Genomic DNA, 16,441 nt, shown 5'->3' with positions numbered 1-16,441 from the left:
CATGAACGATAGAATCCCTTTCACAGAGATCGCCACCGCCCCAGCCAGCCCCCAGCCGCGCCGCGCCGACAATGGCATCCATACCCGCAGCTTCACCGGGCTGTACCGCAACCTGCGCATCGGCTTCGCCGGCGCCCTGTTCGTGCTGTTCTTCGGCACCGCCTGGCTGAACTGGAATGGCCGCCAGGCAGTGCTGTGGGACCTGGGCAACAGCAAATTCCACATCTTCGGCGCCACCTTCTGGCCGCAGGACTTCATCCTGCTGTCGGCGCTGCTGATCATCTGCGCCTTCGGCCTGTTCGCCATCACCGTGTATGCCGGCCGCGTGTGGTGCGGCTACAGCTGCCCGCAAAGCACCTGGACCTGGCTGTTCATGTGGTGCGAAAAGGCCACCGAGGGCGACCGCAACCAGCGCATCAAGCTGGCCGCCGCGCCCTGGAGCTTGAACAAACTGGCCCGGCGCACGCTGAAGCACAGCCTGTGGCTGGCCATTGGCGTGCTCACCGGGCTGACCTTCGTCGGCTACTTCACCCCGGTCCGCCCACTGGCCGCGGAGCTGTTCACCTTGCAACTGGGCGGCGTGGCGCTGTTCTGGGTGCTGTTCTTCACCGCCGCCACCTACATCAATGCCGGCCTGCTGCGCGAAGCGGTGTGCCTGCACATGTGCCCCTATGCACGCTTCCAGAGCGTGATGTTCGACAAGGACACCCTGGCGGTCGCCTATGACCCGCGTCGCGGCGAGGCCCGTGGCCCGCGCAAGAAGGGCAGTGACCTCCGCGCCCAGGGCCTGGGCGACTGCATCGACTGCACCTTGTGCGTGCAGGTGTGCCCTACCGGCATCGATATCCGCGATGGCCTGCAAATGGCGTGCATCGGTTGTGCGGCGTGCATCGATGCCTGTGACGGGGTAATGGACAAGATGGGCTACGCCCGTGGCCTGATCGGCTACAAGTCCGAACGCAGCCTGCAAGGTGGCACCACCCATTGGCTGCGCCCGCGCCTGCTGGGCTACGCCGTCGCGCTGGGGGTGATGATCGCGGCGCTGGTGGTGGCCTTGCAGCTGCGCCCGATGGTGTCGCTGGATGTGATCAAGGACCGCGGCCTGTTCCGCGAGAATGCCCAGGGCCAGATCGAGAACATCTACCTGCTCAAGGTCATCAACAAGACCGAAAGCACCCGGCACTACCAGCTGCGCCTGCTGGACGCCGACGGCTTCAGCCTGCAGGGCAAGACCTCATTCATGATCCCGGCCGGTGAAATGAGTGAACTGCCGGTGTCGGTGGCGATGCTCGCCGAGCGGCCGGCCAGCAGCTCGCAGACGCTGAGCTTCGAGATCAGCGAGCGCGACGACCCCGCCATCCGCAGCGTGGCCCACAGCCGCTTCGTCGCACCGCTGAACCGTTGATCCCTTACACTGACTCCACCTTGCCTGCCAGGCTTCGACAGAAGGCCAGAATGAAACGCTACGAACGCTTTGCCGACGACATCGCCGAACTGATCCGCTCCGGGGTGCTGGGCCCCGGCCAGCGCGTGCCCTCGGTGCGCTATGCCAGCCAGACCCACGGGGTCAGCCCGTCCACCGTGTTCCAGGCCTACTACCTGCTGGAGCGGCGCGGGCTGATCCGCGCCCGGCCGCGCTCGGGCTATTTCGTCAACGCCCACGCCCCGCGCCAGTTCAGCGAACCGCAGGCATTGCAACCAGTCAGCGAGTCCACCGATGTCGACGTCAGCGCGCTGGTGTTCTCGATCCTCGACTCGATCAAGGACCCCAACACCGTGCCGTTCGGCTCGGCCTTCCCCAGCCCCGAGCTGTTTCCGCTGCAACGCCTGTCGCGCTCGCTGGCCAGCGCCAGCCGCAGCATGGACCCGCGCATGGTGGTGACCGACCTGTCACCCGGCAACCCGCAGCTGCGCCGGCAGATTGCCCTGCGCTACATGGTTGGCGGGCTGATGCTGCCGATGGAGGAGCTGCTGATCACCAACGGCGCGCTGGAAGCCCTGAACCTGTGCCTGCAGGCCGTCACCCAGCCCGGTGACCTGGTGGCCATCGAAGCCCCCGCCTTCTATGCCTGCCTGCAGGTACTGGAGCGGCTCAAGCTCAAGGCCGTGGAAATTCCTGTGCACCCGCGCGAAGGCATGGACCTGGGTGTGCTGGCGCAAACGCTGGAAAAGCACCCGGTCAAGGCCGTGTGGTGCATGACCAACTTCCAGAACCCGGTGGGCGCCAGCATGCCGGAAGCGAAAAAGCAGGCACTGGTAGAGCTGCTGGCGCGTCATCAGGTGCCATTGATCGAAGACGACGTGTACGCCGAACTGTACTACTCGCAACAGGCACCCAAACCGGCCAAGGCCTTCGACACCCAGGGCCTGGTGATGCACTGCGGCTCGTTCGCCAAGAGCCTGGCACCCGGCTACCGCATCGGCTGGGTGGCAGCCGGGCGCTTTGCGCAGAAGATCGAACGGCTCAAGCTGATGACCTCGCTGTGTGCCTCGATGCCGGCCCAGGCGGCCATCGCCGACTACCTGCAGCACGGTGGCTACGACCGCCACCTGCGCAAACTGCGCTATGCCCTGGAAGGCCAGCAGGCCAACATGCTGGCGGCCATTGCCCGGCATTTCCCGGCGCAGACGCGGGTCAGCCAACCGTCCGGCGGCTACTTCCTGTGGCTGGAGCTGCCCGAACAGATGGACGCCCTCAAGCTGTTCCACATGGCCCTGGCCCAAGGCATCAGCATCGCCCCCGGGCCGATCTTCTCGCCCACCCGGCGCTTCGGCAACTGCATCCGCCTGAACTACGGCAGCCCCTGGCACGAGGATGCCGAACGGGCCATGGAAACCCTGGGGCGGATCATCCGCTCGTTCTGATGGCTGCTGCCCCGGTGGGCGACTATAGTTGCCCGATCCGCTCACCGGGCCCTCGCCATGCAAGCAGATTCGCTCCCGTCATTGGCACAGCTGCAAGCGCGTGTCGCAGAACTGGAAGCTCGCCTGGCCGAGCGCGACGACACAGCACAGGCCCACAACCGGCTACTGGGCGAATTGCTCGACAACAGCCTGGCCAACGTGTTTGCTGCCGACCGCAGCATGCGCCTGATAGCGATCAACCGCATGGCCCGGGAAACCTTCGAGCATTACCGTGGTTTCGTGCCGCAGATCGGCGATTACGTGCCGCAGTTCCTGCTCAACCAGCCTGACATCATGGGCCGCCTGGCACCGGTGTGGCCACGCGTGCTGGCCGGCGAAGCCTTCATCGACACCATCACCCTCGGCCCACCTGACGCCCCGCGCCATTACGAGATTCGCTACCACCCGTTGCACGATGCGCAACAGCAAGTCCAGGGCGGGTACCTGTTCGCCTATGACATCACCGAGCGCGTGGCCGAGCAGGAGCGCCTGCGCCAGGCCGAAGAAGCCCTGCGCCAGTCGCAGAAAATGGAGGCGGTCGGCCAGTTGACCGGTGGCATCGCCCACGACTTCAACAACTTGCTGGGCAGCCTGCTTGGCGCACTGGAACTGGCAGAGCAACGCCTGGCCCAGCAACGCTTTGCCGACACCGCCCGCATGCTCGAGCTCGGCCGCAGCAACGCACTGCGCGCCACAGCCCTGGTGCAGCGGTTGCTGGCCTTTTCGCGCCAGCAGACGCTGATGCCACAAGCGGTGGATGTGCAGCGCCTGGTCGCCGACATGCATGACCTGATCCGCAGTTCGACCGGCCGGCACATTGACTTCCAGGACCGCACACTGGCTGCCCAATGGTCGATCCGCATCGACCCGCAACAGCTGGAGAACGCCCTGCTCAACCTGTGCATCAACGCCCGTGACGCCATGCCGCTGGGCGGCACCCTGCGCATCGGCTGCGAAAACGCCGATCTCGCAGCGGCCGAGGCCAAGCGCCTGGACCTGCCGACGGGCCAGTATCTGCACATTAGTGTCGAGGACACCGGCATGGGCATGCCCAGTGAAGTGCTGCAACGCGCCCTCGAACCCTTCTTCACCACCAAGCCACTGGGCCAGGGCACCGGCCTGGGGTTGTCCATGGTTTATGGCTTTGTTCGCCAGTCCGGGGGGCAGTTGCTGATCGACAGCGTCACCGGGCAAGGCACTTGCGTTCACCTGTACCTGCCTCGGGACGATAGCGCTCCGGCAACCTGCCACGACGAGCCAGCCCTATCCACCGCCGCGCCCGGGCAGCCGCACGGCTGCCGGATCATGCTGGTGGAGGACCAACCGGCCTTGCGCCTGGTGCTGGTCGAAGTGCTGACGGAGCTTGGCCACCAGGTGCAGGCTTTCGAGGGCGGCCACCCGGCGCTTGAATCGTTGAAGGAAGGGCCGCCACCGGACTTGCTGATCACCGATGTCGGCCTGCCTGGGCGGGTTGACGGTTACCAGCTTGCGGAGGCCTACCAAAACCTTGTGGAGCATGCCCCGGTATTGCTGATTACCGGCTACGACGCTGCCGATACGGTGCACGTTGCCCGGCCCGACAGGCGCACCGAACTGCTGCACAAACCCTTCGACCTGAGCACCCTCGGCGAACGGATCGAGCGGCTGCTGGGCATTGCGCCACACCCGCGTTGACTGGCTATTCGCCTGTTGCCGAACACGCTAAAGTCTGGGCTTCATCCACTGTCGGACGTCGGCATGCCCTCCCGCGACCTGCTTTCACTGCGCCAACAAGTCGAAGCCCTGCAGCAACAGAACGCGCTGCTGGAAGCCCGCCTGGCAAGCCATCAGCAACACGACCAGGACTTCTACCGCTCGCTGTTCGACACCATGGACGAAGGCTTCTGCATCATCGAGTTCTTCGACGGCCCGCACGGCCCGCTGAGCGACTATGTGCATGTGCTGGCCAACGCGGCCTATGCCAAGCACGCCGGCATCCCCAACGTGGTCGGGCAGAAACTGCGCGAGATGGTGCCCGATGAGGCCGACGATTGGGTCGCTCGTTATGGCGCGGTGCTGCGCACGGGCGAGCCGCTGCATTTCGAGCAGGAACTGGTCGCCACCGGCCATGTGTTGTCGGTGACCACCTTCCGCGTAGAGCCGGCCGAAAAGCGCCAGGTGGCGGTACTGTTCAAGGACGTCACCGCACGCCGACGGGCAGAGCAGGCCCTGCAGCGCCTGAACGAGGAACTGGAACAACGGGTGAATGCGGCACTGGCAGAACAGGCCAAGGCCGAGGAAGCCCTGCGCCAGGCACAGAAGATGGAAGCGGTCGGCCAGCTCAGTGGCGGCATCGCCCACGACTTCAACAACCTGCTGGGCGGCATCCTCAGTGCCCAGGAGCTGATGCGCCAACGCCTGGAACAATCCCGTTTCGACGCACTGGAGCCGTTGCTGAAGCTGTCCAGCGGCTCGGCGCAGCGGGCCTCTTCGCTGGTACACCGGCTGCTGGCATTCTCCCGTCAGCAGACCCTGCAGCCCTGCTCCACGCAGGTGGCCACGCTGGTGGGCGGCATGGAAGAGCTGCTGCGCCGCACCATCGGCCCCTCCATCACCCTGACCAGCCAATTCCCCTGCCAGCTGTGGCCGACCTTCATCGACCCGCCGCAACTGGAAAGCGCCCTGCTCAACGTGTGCATCAATGCCCGCGATGCCATGCCCGCCGGCGGCGTGATCGATATCCTCGGTGACAACCTGCAGCTCGACGACCAGCAAGCCCGTGCACTGGAACTGCCAGCTGGCGAATACGTACGGCTGAGCATCAGCGACAACGGCAATGGCATGTCGGCGGAGGTGGCCGAGCGCGCCGTCGACCCGTTCTTCACCACCAAGCCGATGGGCCAGGGCACTGGGCTGGGCTTGTCGATGACCTATGGTTTCGTGCGCCAGTCGGGCGGGCAGCTACGGGTGTTGTCGACACTTGGCGAAGGCACCCGCATCGAGCTGCTGCTTCCCCGCCACCACCAGCACCCCGAAGCCCCGGCACCCAGGCCACCGCGCACACTGCTGGAAAAAAGCAGCAGCGCCACGCAGCGTATCCTGCTGGTCGAAGACCAGGCCGCCTTGCGCGTGGTCGTCTGCGAGGTGCTGGAAGAACTGGGTTATCGGGTCGATGCATTCGAGAACGGCCCGGCCGCCCTCGCCCACCTGCAAGCTGGCGAGCGGCCAGACCTGCTGTTGAGCGATATCGGCCTGCCCGGCGGCCTGAATGGCCGCCAGTTGGCTGAGCGTTGCCGCGAGCGCCACCCCGACCTCAAGGTGCTGTTCATCACCGGCTACGACGAAAGCGCGGCGCTCAGTGACGGCCAGTTGCTGCAAGGCACTCAGGTGCTGACCAAGCCGTTCGAGCTGGAAGTGCTGGCCGAACGGGTACGCACGCTGCTGGAGGATTGACCGGTGCGCTCAGCGCCCGCCGCCCAGGTCGATGAAGCTGCCGGTGGAGTACGAGGCTTTGTCCGAGAGCAGCCAGAGGATGGCCTCGGCCACTTCCTCGGGGCGCCCGCCGCGGCCCATGGGCAAGCCGGGCTCGAGCTTGCTGACCCGGTCGGGGTCGCCCGACAGCGCGTGGAACCCGGTATGGATGTAGCCTGGCCGCACGCCATTGACCCGCACGCCCTCGCCTGCCACTTCCTTTGCCAGGCCAATGGTGAAGGTGTCGAGGGCGCCCTTGGAAGCGGCATAGTCCACGTATTCGTTGGGCGAGCCCAGGCGTGCGGCCACCGACGACACGTTGACGATGGCCCCACCCTGCCCGCCGTACCGGCGTGCCATGCGCTTCAGTGCGTGCTTGGCGCAGAGCATGGGGCCGACGACGTTGGTCTTCATGACCTTGAGCAGGCGGAATTCGGACATGTCCTCGACCCGGCTTTGCTGGCCGATGGTGCCTGCGTTGTTGACCAGCGCGGTGACCGGACCGAGTTCTTCGTCCACGCGCTGGAACAGCTGGATGACTTCATCCTCGACACTGGCGTCGGCGCGCACGGTGATGGCCTTGGCGCCCAGGGCGCGGACCTGGCCGAGGATGTGCTCGGCGGCCTGGTCGTCGGCGTGGTAGTTGATGCAGATGCGGTAGCCCGCGCGGGCGGCCAGCAGCGCCGTGGCGGCGCCGATACCGCGGCTGGCACCGGTGATGACGATGACTTTCTCCATGGGTCTGCCAATCGTTTGGAAAGGGAGCATCGACAATAGGGGAAAAGGCTGCGCGTGGGAATGACCTTTCCTTCTGCTACTGCCTGGGCGTGCCCTGTTGGGGAAACAACGTCTCGAATCGCGGCGTCGCCCGCGCAACGAAACCCAGCCCCTGGTGCATGATGAAGTAGGCAGCTATTTCATGCCGCTCGGCGAAGGCATAGCCTTCCTCCGGGCCGAGCACCATCAACAATGTATCCAAGGCATCGGCACGCAGCACCGAAGGGTCGACCACCGACACTGCCGCCAGCGCGTGCTTGACCGGCCTGCCGACACGGGGGTCGAAGGTGTGCGAATAGCGCTGGCCACCTTCCTCGAAATAGTTGCGGTAATCGCCGGCAGTGGCAACGCCGTAGCCATCCAGGGCGATGGCGCGCTCCACTTGCTGCTCGCCCCCGCCACTCGGTACCTCGAGGGCGATGCGCCAGGGCGAGCCATCCGGCTTGCGGCCGACACCCTTGAGTTCGCCGGTGATCTCGACCAGATAGGCCTGGATACCCAGGGCCGCAAGCCGGTCACCCACCCGATCCACTGCATAACCGGCGAGCATGCTGTCGAAATCCAGCTGCGCCGCCACATCCTTGCACAGCTTTTCTCCATCCAGGTGCAAATGCTGCAGGCCTACCCGTGCCTGTTCTCGCGCCAGCGTGCTGGCGTCCGGCACCTGCCTGCCTCGTGACTGCGGGCCGAAGCCCCAGAGGTTCATCAATGGCAAGACCGTCAGGTCGAAAGCCCCGCCACTCTCGCGGAACAGAGACACACCGTACACCAGCAAGTGCTGCATCTCTTCCGGCACCGCCTGACAGGCGCCGGCCGGCAGAGCGTTGAAGCGGGCAACCACGGAATCGCCGCGCCAGTTGGAAAACTGCTTGTCGAGCGCCTCGAGAATCACCTCGACTTCGGCCTTTACCTGCTGCGCGCCGGGCGCCTGCTCGGTGGGTACGTACTGGATCGAATACGTGCTGCCCATGGTCGGCCCGCCAAAGCGTTCGATCCTTTCGCCGCAGCCATACAGCAATGTCACCAGCATCACCAGCAGGCCTGCGCGCTTCATTCGACACCTCGCCGACTCTGGCCGCCCGTTAGCGGCGCAGGCTATTTCACCAGAATTGCGAGATGGCAATTGGCCTACCGTTCATCAGCAAACCTGGTCAAAAACCGAACAAAATTCTCATTGAGCACTCTGATCTGCGCGGGTGATCAATCATCCCCCCTCCCTTTCCGCTTAACGTCCCGGAAGTTACAAAACCATCATGTGCATAAGCGCATAGGGGCGTTCTTTGCCCAAAAATTGGAGGACAGTAAATGTCTAGCCATTCGTTGCAGAGCGTCGAACGCCTGCAGAGCCGCATCCGCGCCCAGCGTCAGCCGCAACAGAAAACTTTCTGGCGCCGTCTGCTGGCCATCGCCTCATCTTCTCAGCGTAGTTGGCATGGAGGGATCGAGCTCAGGGGATACAAGGAACTGTCCAACGCCACGCCGGTTGCCCCGATCGCAATCGGAAAAATCCAGCTGGCGATCCCCCTCGGGCGGGGTCGGCGGTTTGTCCAGCCTTGCGTGCAGCCGGGGCAGCATGTGCGCAAGGGCGAAGTGATCGGTATTGGCGACAACACCACCGCCTGGGTGCATGCCAGTACTTCCGGCATCGTGGAACGGATCGATCACGTCTTCGCGGCCGACTCGGCCGAGCCTGTCATGGCCGTCATCCTGAACGCAGATGGCCTGGATGAGTGGCTCGAACGCCCGGCGCCGGGCCTGCCGCAAACGCCAGAGGCGCTGGTCGAGCGCGCATTGCAGATGGGCATAGTCGGCCTTGGTGGTGCGGGTTTCCCGACTGCCCTCAAGCTGGCCGGCGCACAGCAGCCCGATCTGCTGCTGATCAACGGTGCCGAATGCGAGCCCTTCCTCACCTGCGATGACCGCCTCATGCGTGAGAATGCCGAAGCGTTGATCGAGGCCGCCGACTATGTCGCCGCGCTGCTGGGAATAACGACCACCCGTTTCGGCATCGAAACCAACAAGCCGGAGGCGATGGCCACGTTACGTGCCGCCGCTCGCCAGGCGCACACCCGGGTCGAGATTTGCCCACTTCCGGAGCGTTACCCGGCAGGTGGGCAGCCGTTGATGATCAAGAGCCTCAGTGGCCGCAACCTGGCCCCGGGGAGCCGCCCCGCCGATATCGGCGTGCTGGCGCTGAATGTCGCAACCCTCTACGCACTGGGCCGGGCCGTCTTCCAGGGCGAACCACTGACCAGCCGCGTGCTGACACTGACCGGTGACTGCGCGCGCCCGGGCAATGTGCGGGTGCCGGTGGGTTACCCGGTCAGCGAACTGCGCGCGATTGCTGGCGCGTCCTCCACTGGGCAGCTGACCCAGGTCGGCGGCCCGATGATGGGGCAGCCGCTACCGGACGCCAACGCCTTCGTCAGCAAGACCAGCAGTTGCCTGATATTCGGCGCCGAGCGCTACCTGCCGGCTGCTCGCCCCGCCAGCAGTTGCATTCGCTGCACGCGCTGCGTGGATGTCTGCCCGATGTCGCTGCGGCCGCTGGACCTCTACGCTGCCGCCGAACGCCTGGACAAGGCCAGCCTGCAAGAGCTGCGCCTGGACGCCTGCATCGAATGCGGCAGCTGCAGCAGCATCTGCCCGAGCAATATCCCGCTGCGCGAACGCTTCCGCCAGAGCAAGACGGAGGTCCGCGCATGAGCCTGATACGCCACCCCATCCCGCAACGGCTGCGCACGGTGATGCTGCTGGTCGTCCTGTGCCTGCTGCCGGGCACCGTCCTGTATGCCTGGCAATTCGGTGTCGTGGTCTGGTTGCAGGCCTTCTGGTGCGTGCTGTTCGCCCTGGGCTTCGAAGCCGCCCTGCTGCGCCTGCGCGGGCATGAAGTACGCAAGGGTTTGAGCGACCTCAGCTGGCTGGTGCTGGGCCTGATACTGGCTCGGGCATTGCCGCTGATGGTGCCGTTGTGGATGATCGCCCTGGCCAGCTTTGCCGCTCTGGCACTGTGCAAGCACGCCAGTGGAGGCCTTGGCCGCAACCGCCTCAACCCTGCCATGGTAGGCCTGGGGGTGGTTGCCATCTGCTTCTACCAGCAGTTGTACCCCGCGCCATCGAACCATGCCCCCTGGACAGCAGCCCTGGACGCCAAAGCGGTTCTGCTGCAACAGCTACAGTTGGCGCCACGCCTGGATCTCGATGCGTTCGCCGGCGCCACGCAACTGGCGCAGAACGAGTTCACCCATGTCACCCACAATCTGTCGGGGTTCGGCTACATTGCCGGCGGTTTGTTGCTGGCTTCGCTGCGGGTGATCCGCATCGAGATTCCGCTGGCGATGCTCACGAGCACGGTATTGCTGTGCATGGCCGCCGGCCACAGCCTGCAGGAAGCCGTGTACAACCTCAGCCTCGGCGGCTACCTCTTCACCGCCTTCTTCATCGCCACCGATCCGGTCACCAGCCCCAATACCCGCGCCGGTCGCATCCTCTTCGGCGTGACCGTCGGCACGTTGACCGAACTGATTCGCGAATTCGGGCTGTATGCCGATGGCCTCTGCTTCGCCGTGCTGGCCGGCAACCTGCTGGTGCCGCAAATCGACCGGTTGGTGCTGCGCATGCAGCGGCCCTGGTACGCAGCAGCGAGTGCCTGACATGGCATTTGGCAAGGGCAAGAGCCTGGGCCCTGTTCTGGCCCGGCTCAATGCCCTGCCGACGCCGGCCCCGCCTTGGCGGTAAAGGGCGGTTTGGCGAACCACACCAGCAGGATCAACCCGGCAAACACCCAGGTCATCAGGGTGAAGTAGTCCACCGTCGACATCATGTACGCCTGCCCGTTGAGTATCTGCTCCAGCTGCGCATAGCTCTGCGGGCTGGCCCCGCCCAGCTGCTCCAGGGTATGCCGCGTGGCCGGGTCGAACTGGCTGATGTGCTCGCTCAGGTAGGCATGGTGCTGGTCCGCCCGGCGAATCCAGATCCAGGTGGTCAGCGACGCCGCGAAACTGCCGCCCAAGGTACGCAGGAAGGTCGCCAGGCCCGAGCCATCGGCAATCTGCTGCGGTGGCAGGTCGGACAGCAGGATGCTCAAGGTCGGCATGAAGAACAGCGCCACGCCAATGCCCATGAACAGCTGCACCAGCGCCACATGCTGGAAGTCCACCTCGCTGGTGAACCCGGCACGCATGTAGCAGCTGCTACCGATCGCCAGGAACGCCAGCCCGGCCAGCACCCGCAGGTCGAAGCGGTGCGCGTACTTGCCCACGAACGGCGACATGAGCACCGGCAACAGGCCGATCGGCGCCACCGCCAGGCCGGCCCAGGTAGCGGTATAGCCCATCTGCGTCTGCAGCCACTGCGGCAGGATCAGGTTGATGCCGAAGAACCCGGCATAGCCCCCCACCAACACGATGGTGCCGACGCGGAAGTTGCGGTGCGCGAACAGGCGCAGGTTGACCACCGGGTGACGGTCGGTCAGTTCCCAGATCACGAACACCGCCAGGAACACCAGCGAGATCAGGCTGCCGACAATGATGAACGACGACTCGAACCAGTCCAGGTCATTGCCTTTATCCAGCACCACCTGCAAGGCGCCAACGCCGATGACCAGCGTCAGCAGGCCGATGTAGTCCATCGGCTGGCGGCTGGTGACCACCGGCCGGGTGCGCATCTGCTGGCGCACCACGGCGGCGGCGAACAGGCCGATGGGCACGTTGATGAAGAAGATCCACGGCCAGCTGTAGCTGTCGGTGATCCAGCCCCCGAGAATCGGCCCGGCAATCGGCGCCACCACCGTGACCATCGCCAGCAGCGCCAGGGCCATGCCGCGCTTGGCCGGCGGGTAGACGGCGATCAGCAAGGTCTGGGTCATCGGGTACAACGGCCCGGCCACCACGCCCTGCAACACGCGAAAACCGACCAGTTCCGGCATCGACTGGGCGATACCGCACAGGAACGAGGCCAGCACGAACAGCAGCGTGGCCCAGATGAACAGCTTCACCTCGCCAAACCGCCGGCTGAGCCAGCCGGTCAGCGGCAAGGCGATGGCGTTGCTCACCGCGAACGAAGTGATGACCCAGGTGCCCTGCTCGTAGCTCACCCCCAGGTTGCCGGAAATGGTCGGCAAGGCCACGTTGGCGATGGTGGTGTCGAGCACCTGCATGAACGTCGCCAGCGACAGGCCGATGGTGGTCAGCAGCAGGCTCGGTGGCGTGAACTGGGCAGCAGCGTTGTTGCTCATCGCTGGGCCGTCTTGCCGGTTGCGCTGTTTTCGTGGATCAGCCGGGCGATCAGGTTGTCGGCTTCGACCAGCTGGCGGTCATACACCTGGGTGGTGTAGCTGGCCTGCTGCGGTGGCTGCTGGGCCAAGGCCGGGCCGCTCTGGTCGTGCAGGTCGACCTCGACCACGGTGGACAGGCCGATGCGCAGCGGGTGGTCCTTGAGCTGGTCGGGGCTGAGGTGGATGCGTACCGGCACGCGCTGGACGATCTTGATCCAGTTACCGGTGGCATTCTGCGCCGGCAACAGGGCGAAGGCGCTGCCGGTGCCGGCGCCAAGGCTGTCGACCGTGCCGCTGTACCTGACCTCGCTGCCGTACAGATCGGCGCTGATCTGCACCGGCTGGCCGATACGCATGTCGCGCAGCTGGGTTTCCTTGAAGTTGGCGTCGATCCACACCTGGTCCAGCGGGATCACCGCCATGGTGGCAGTGCCCGGTTGCAGGCGCTGGCCCAACTGCACGGTACGCTTGGCGACGTAGCCGGTGACCGGTGCCACCAGGGTGGTGCGGGCATGGTCGAGGTAGGCCTGGCGCAGGTCGGCGGCGGCGGCCATCACCTCGGGATGCGAGGACACCACGGTGTCGTCGACCAGCGCGCTGCTGGTGCTGAGCTGCTGGCGCGCACTGTTGACGGCGGCCTCGGCCACGCTCAGGTCATCGCGGGCATGGGACAATTCTTCCGCGGCAATCGCACCGCTGTCGGCCAGCACCTTGCGCCGGTTGAAGTCCTGCCGGGCCTTGCGCAGCTCGGCCTGGCGGGTTTCCAGCTGGGCCTTGAGCGCGTCGACGTTGCTGTACAACCCGCGCACCTGGCGCACGCTGCGCGCCAGTTTGGCTTCGGCGGACTGCAAGGCCACCTGGCTGTCGGCCGGGTCGAATTGCAGCAATACCTGGCCGGCGTGGACCAGGTCGCCGTCATCGGCACCGATGCTGGTGACAGTGCCGGTGACCAGCGGGGTGATCTCTACCACGTTGCCGTTGACGTAGGCATCGTCGGTGCTTTCGTGCCAGCGCCCGACCAGGCTGTACCAGGCCCAGGCACCGACGCCGGCAAGGATCAGCAGCAACACCAGGCCAAGCAGCCAGGCCTTGCGCTTGCGCGACGGTTCGGGCGCGGCGGAGGGAGTCGGGGTGTCTGCGGGAGTGGCCATGACAATACCTTGGAAAATTCGTGACAGGGTTCAACGATCGCCGAAGCGGCGGATCGTCAACGGGTCGCCGGCAGCGAGCAGGACCTTGGCCAGCAGGCCTTCCAGGGTCTCGAGCTCTTCGGCTGCCAGCGCGCCGCACAACTCGTTCATGGCCGCCGCGCCGATTTCCGGCAGGCGGTCAGCCAGGCGCTGGCCATCGGCGGTAAGGGCCAGGCGCACCTGGCGACGGTCGTCGGCGCAGCGGTTGCGCACGATCAGCTCCTTCTGCTCGAGGCGGTCGAGCATGCGGGTCATCGACCCGCTGTCCAGGCCCAGGTAGCGGCACAGCTCGGCCGGGGTGTCCACCTGGTACTGGGTGACGATGATCAGCACCTTGAACTGCGCGGCGGTGACGCCTTCGGATTCGAGGTGCCAGTCGAGAATGCGGTCCTTGAGGATCGCCGCGCGGCCAAGCAGCATGCCGATGGCGCAGGTCTGGAAGTTTTCGGGGGAGAAATGGGCCATCGGAGGCTGCTCGGGCAATTGTGTAAAAATATTACTGCCTAGGCAGTGAATGTCAAAGCTTTGATTAGGTTGCTATGGAAAATTTCATGATTTCTGCCCCTTGCGCTGCCCCTGTAGGAGCGGCCTTGTGTCGCGATGGGCCGCAAAGCGGCCCCGGCAATTTCTGCTGGGGCACAAAACCTGGGCCGCTTCGCGCCCCATCGCGACACAAGGCCGCTCCTACAGGGCCATGCGTCAAGGCCTGCTACGGTGTTCGCAGGCCCAATGCCTCCACCGCTCCGCAGGCAATGGCCATGCCCACCAACTCCGCCAGGCTATCGGCCTGCAACCGCTTCATCACCCGCCCCCGATACAGGTCCACCGTCTTCACGCTGACGCCCAGCCGCTCGGCAATCTCGCGGTTGCTCAACCCTTGGGCCAACGGCACGAACACGTCGCGCTCGCGCGGGGTCAGGCCGTCGATGCGCGCCTGCACGCGGGCCAGCGCCTGGTCGTCCTGGCGTGCCCGCCCGGCGTTCTCCAGCGCCGCCTGTACGCTGTCGAGCAGCAACTGGTCGTTGTAGGGCTTTTCGATGAAGTCGCAGGCGCCGGCCTTGAATGCCCGCACCACGATCGGCACATCGGCATGGCCGCTGACGAAGATCACCGGCAACCCCAGGCCACGCTCGCGCATCGCCTGCTGCACCGCCAGCCCGCCCAGCCCAGGCATGCGCACATCCAGCAGCACACAGGCCGGCCCATCGTCGACGCAGGCGTCGAGAAACGCCTGCCCGCCGGCGAACGGCAAGGCCTGCAAGCCCACCGACTGCAGCAGCCACACCGTCGAGTCGCGCATACCCTGGTCATCATCGACCACATACACTTTCGCTTGCACCGCCATCTCCCCTTATCCCCTGCTGACCGCCAGGCGGCAGCACAGTACCAGACCGCCATTGTCACCGGCTCGCGCCCACAGGCTGCCGCCAAAGCCTTCGATCAGGCTGCGGCTCATGCTCAGGCCAAGGCCCAGGCCATCGGCCTTGCTGGTGGTGAACGGCGTGAAGATTTCATCCAGGCGCTCGGGCGCCACACCCGGGCCCTGGTCGGCCACCTCGACCAGCACGCCATCGCCATCGCGCGCGGCGCCCAGCAGGATACGTGACGGCCGCTCGCCATGCTGCTCGCGGTTGGCATCGATGGCGTTGCGCAGCAGGTTCAACAGCACCTGCTCCAGCAGTACCCGGTCGGCATACACCAAGGGCAGCTGCGCGCTCATGCGCAACTCGACCACCACCTGGTCACGCGCGGCCTCCCAGGCGCACAGGCGCATGGCTTCGCCGGCCACCTCGGCCACGTCCAGCGCCTGCAGGCGGCGCGGCCCTTTGCGCAGGAAGGCGCGCAGGCGGCGGATCACTTCAGCGGCATGGGTGGCCTGTTCGCTGATGCGTTGCAGGCCCTGCCCCACCCGCTCGCGGGCCTGCGGGTCGCGCTCCAGGCCCTGCAAGTAGCGCTGGCTGGCATTGGCATAGTTGACCACTGCGGCCAACGGCTGGTTGATCTCGTGGGCAATGCCCGAAGCCAGCTCGCCCAAGGTGGCCAAGCGGGCGCTGTGCGCCAGGCTTTCCTGGGCTTCGATGCGCAGGGTGATGTCGCGGGACACGCTGACCACCTCTACCACCGCGCCGGTGTAGGTTTCGCGGATGGCTCGGCTGGCGATCTCGAACCAGCGGTAGCCGCCTGCGGCCTGGCGCACCCGGCAGGTCATGGTGTGGTAGCCGTCCTGGTCCAGCGCGGCGGCGGCCTGGCGCAGCACCTGGCGGCGCTCGCGCGGGTGCAGCAAGGTATGCACGGCCATGCCGCGCAGCTGCTCGGGCCACAGGCCAAGCAGGCGGAATGCCGCCGGCGAGGCATCGAGGAAGCGGCCGTCGGGGCTGTGCCGGGAGATCAGGTCGGTGGTGTTCTCGATGATCAGCCGGTACAGGCGCCGGGCGCGGCTGGCCTCGCGTGCGCCATGGCGCTCGTCGCTGGCGTCGCGGCAACGCGCCAGCACCTGCTGGCCCTGGTCGTCAGGGATGAAGCTCCACAGCACGATGCGTTCGCCGACCTGCACCTCGACATCGGCGATCGCCCGGCGCTGGCGCAGGCAGGCGCGCACCAGGGCGGCGCAGTTGCCCGGCAGCCAGCTGGCCAGTGCCGGGCCTTCATCGACCCAGGCCTGCAGCGCCGGGTTGAGTGCCAGCGGCCTGGCATCGCCGGCCAGCATCAGGCTGGGTTGCGGGTCCTTGGCGAGTAAGGGATAGGCAGTGTTTTCCACGGCAGGCGGCTCTTTTATAGTAGTTTTACTATATTGCTATAGTCGATATTCCTAATACCATAGCGACTCGCGTAAAACTGCGACAAG

The 16,441-nt window shown here is 65.8% G+C and carries 13 protein-coding genes; 6 read left to right on the top strand and 7 right to left on the bottom strand.

The window, feature by feature from the left end:
* Nucleotide 1: 1 nt before the first annotated feature.
* From ccoG to C163_RS11435, 4 genes are all read left to right on the top strand, one after another.
* The gene (gene ccoG / locus C163_RS11450) at nt 2-1,405 is read left to right on the top strand and encodes a cytochrome c oxidase accessory protein CcoG (RefSeq protein ID WP_025338885.1); all 1,404 of its coding nucleotides are present in this window, start codon (nt 2-4) and stop codon (nt 1,403-1,405) included.
* A 50-nt stretch (nt 1,406-1,455) separates the two neighbouring features.
* A complete protein-coding gene (mapR, locus tag C163_RS11445; protein WP_025338884.1) occupies nt 1,456-2,865 on the top strand; it encodes a GntR family transcriptional regulator MpaR in 1,410 nt (469 codons plus the stop codon).
* A 57-nt stretch (nt 2,866-2,922) separates the two neighbouring features.
* Nucleotides 2,923-4,578 (top strand): PAS domain-containing sensor histidine kinase, encoded by a 1,656-nt coding sequence (locus C163_RS11440; RefSeq protein ID WP_025338883.1) that lies wholly within the window; start codon nt 2,923-2,925, stop codon nt 4,576-4,578.
* Between the two features lie 63 nt (nt 4,579-4,641).
* Nucleotides 4,642-6,336, top strand: coding sequence for a response regulator (locus C163_RS11435; RefSeq protein WP_025338882.1), 1,695 nt, complete (start codon nt 4,642-4,644; stop codon nt 6,334-6,336).
* Between the two features lie 9 nt (nt 6,337-6,345).
* Here the strand turns inward: C163_RS11435 and C163_RS11430 are convergent, their stop codons facing one another.
* Both C163_RS11430 and C163_RS11425 read right to left on the bottom strand, forming a co-directional pair.
* Entirely contained in the window at nt 6,346-7,092 is a 747-nt protein-coding gene (locus C163_RS11430) for an SDR family oxidoreductase (RefSeq protein ID WP_025338881.1), read from the bottom strand.
* A gap of 76 nt (nt 7,093-7,168) precedes the next feature.
* Nucleotides 7,169-8,185 carry an FAD:protein FMN transferase gene (locus C163_RS11425; protein ID WP_025338880.1) on the bottom strand — a complete coding sequence of 339 codons (1,017 nt, stop codon included), beginning with the start codon at nt 8,183-8,185 and terminating at the stop codon, nt 7,169-7,171.
* A gap of 251 nt (nt 8,186-8,436) precedes the next feature.
* Between C163_RS11425 and rsxC the strand changes: the two genes are divergently transcribed.
* Both rsxC and C163_RS11415 read left to right on the top strand, forming a co-directional pair.
* Nucleotides 8,437-9,837 (top strand): electron transport complex subunit RsxC, encoded by a 1,401-nt coding sequence (gene rsxC / locus C163_RS11420; protein ID WP_025338879.1) that lies wholly within the window; start codon nt 8,437-8,439, stop codon nt 9,835-9,837.
* The gene (locus C163_RS11415; RefSeq protein WP_025338878.1) at nt 9,834-10,784 is read left to right on the top strand and encodes an RnfABCDGE type electron transport complex subunit D; all 951 of its coding nucleotides are present in this window, start codon (nt 9,834-9,836) and stop codon (nt 10,782-10,784) included. Before rsxC ends, C163_RS11415 begins: the two co-directional genes overlap by 4 nt.
* Before the next feature lie 47 nt (nt 10,785-10,831).
* On the opposite strand, the gene C163_RS11410 is transcribed toward C163_RS11415, so the two are convergent.
* The 5 genes from C163_RS11410 to C163_RS11390 all read right to left on the bottom strand — a co-directional run bounded on the left by C163_RS11410 (nt 10,832) and on the right by C163_RS11390 (nt 16,354).
* On the bottom strand, nt 10,832-12,367 hold the full coding sequence (locus tag C163_RS11410) for a DHA2 family efflux MFS transporter permease subunit (RefSeq protein WP_025338877.1): 1,536 nt from the start codon (nt 12,365-12,367) through the stop codon (nt 10,832-10,834).
* Entirely contained in the window at nt 12,364-13,557 is a 1,194-nt protein-coding gene (locus C163_RS11405; protein WP_025338876.1) for an HlyD family efflux transporter periplasmic adaptor subunit, read from the bottom strand. The genes C163_RS11410 and C163_RS11405 overlap by 4 nt, the downstream gene beginning before the upstream one ends.
* Nucleotides 13,558-13,587: 30 nt before the next feature.
* Complete coding sequence (locus C163_RS11400) at nt 13,588-14,061, bottom strand: MarR family winged helix-turn-helix transcriptional regulator (RefSeq protein ID WP_025338875.1); 474 nt, start codon at nt 14,059-14,061, stop codon at nt 13,588-13,590.
* A gap of 244 nt (nt 14,062-14,305) precedes the next feature.
* Nucleotides 14,306-14,941, bottom strand: a complete 636-nt coding sequence (locus C163_RS11395; RefSeq protein WP_038408108.1) for a response regulator transcription factor — start codon at nt 14,939-14,941, stop codon at nt 14,306-14,308.
* A 6-nt stretch (nt 14,942-14,947) separates the two neighbouring features.
* Nucleotides 14,948-16,354 carry a sensor histidine kinase gene (locus tag C163_RS11390; RefSeq protein WP_025338873.1) on the bottom strand — a complete coding sequence of 469 codons (1,407 nt, stop codon included), beginning with the start codon at nt 16,352-16,354 and terminating at the stop codon, nt 14,948-14,950.
* Nucleotides 16,355-16,441 lie beyond the last annotated feature (87 nt).

The sequence above is a fragment of the Pseudomonas sp. FGI182 genome, from assembly GCF_000511325.1.
Classification (GTDB): domain Bacteria; phylum Pseudomonadota; class Gammaproteobacteria; order Pseudomonadales; family Pseudomonadaceae; genus Aquipseudomonas; species Aquipseudomonas putida_Z.
This window is presented reverse-complemented; position numbering and strand designations above follow the sequence as displayed.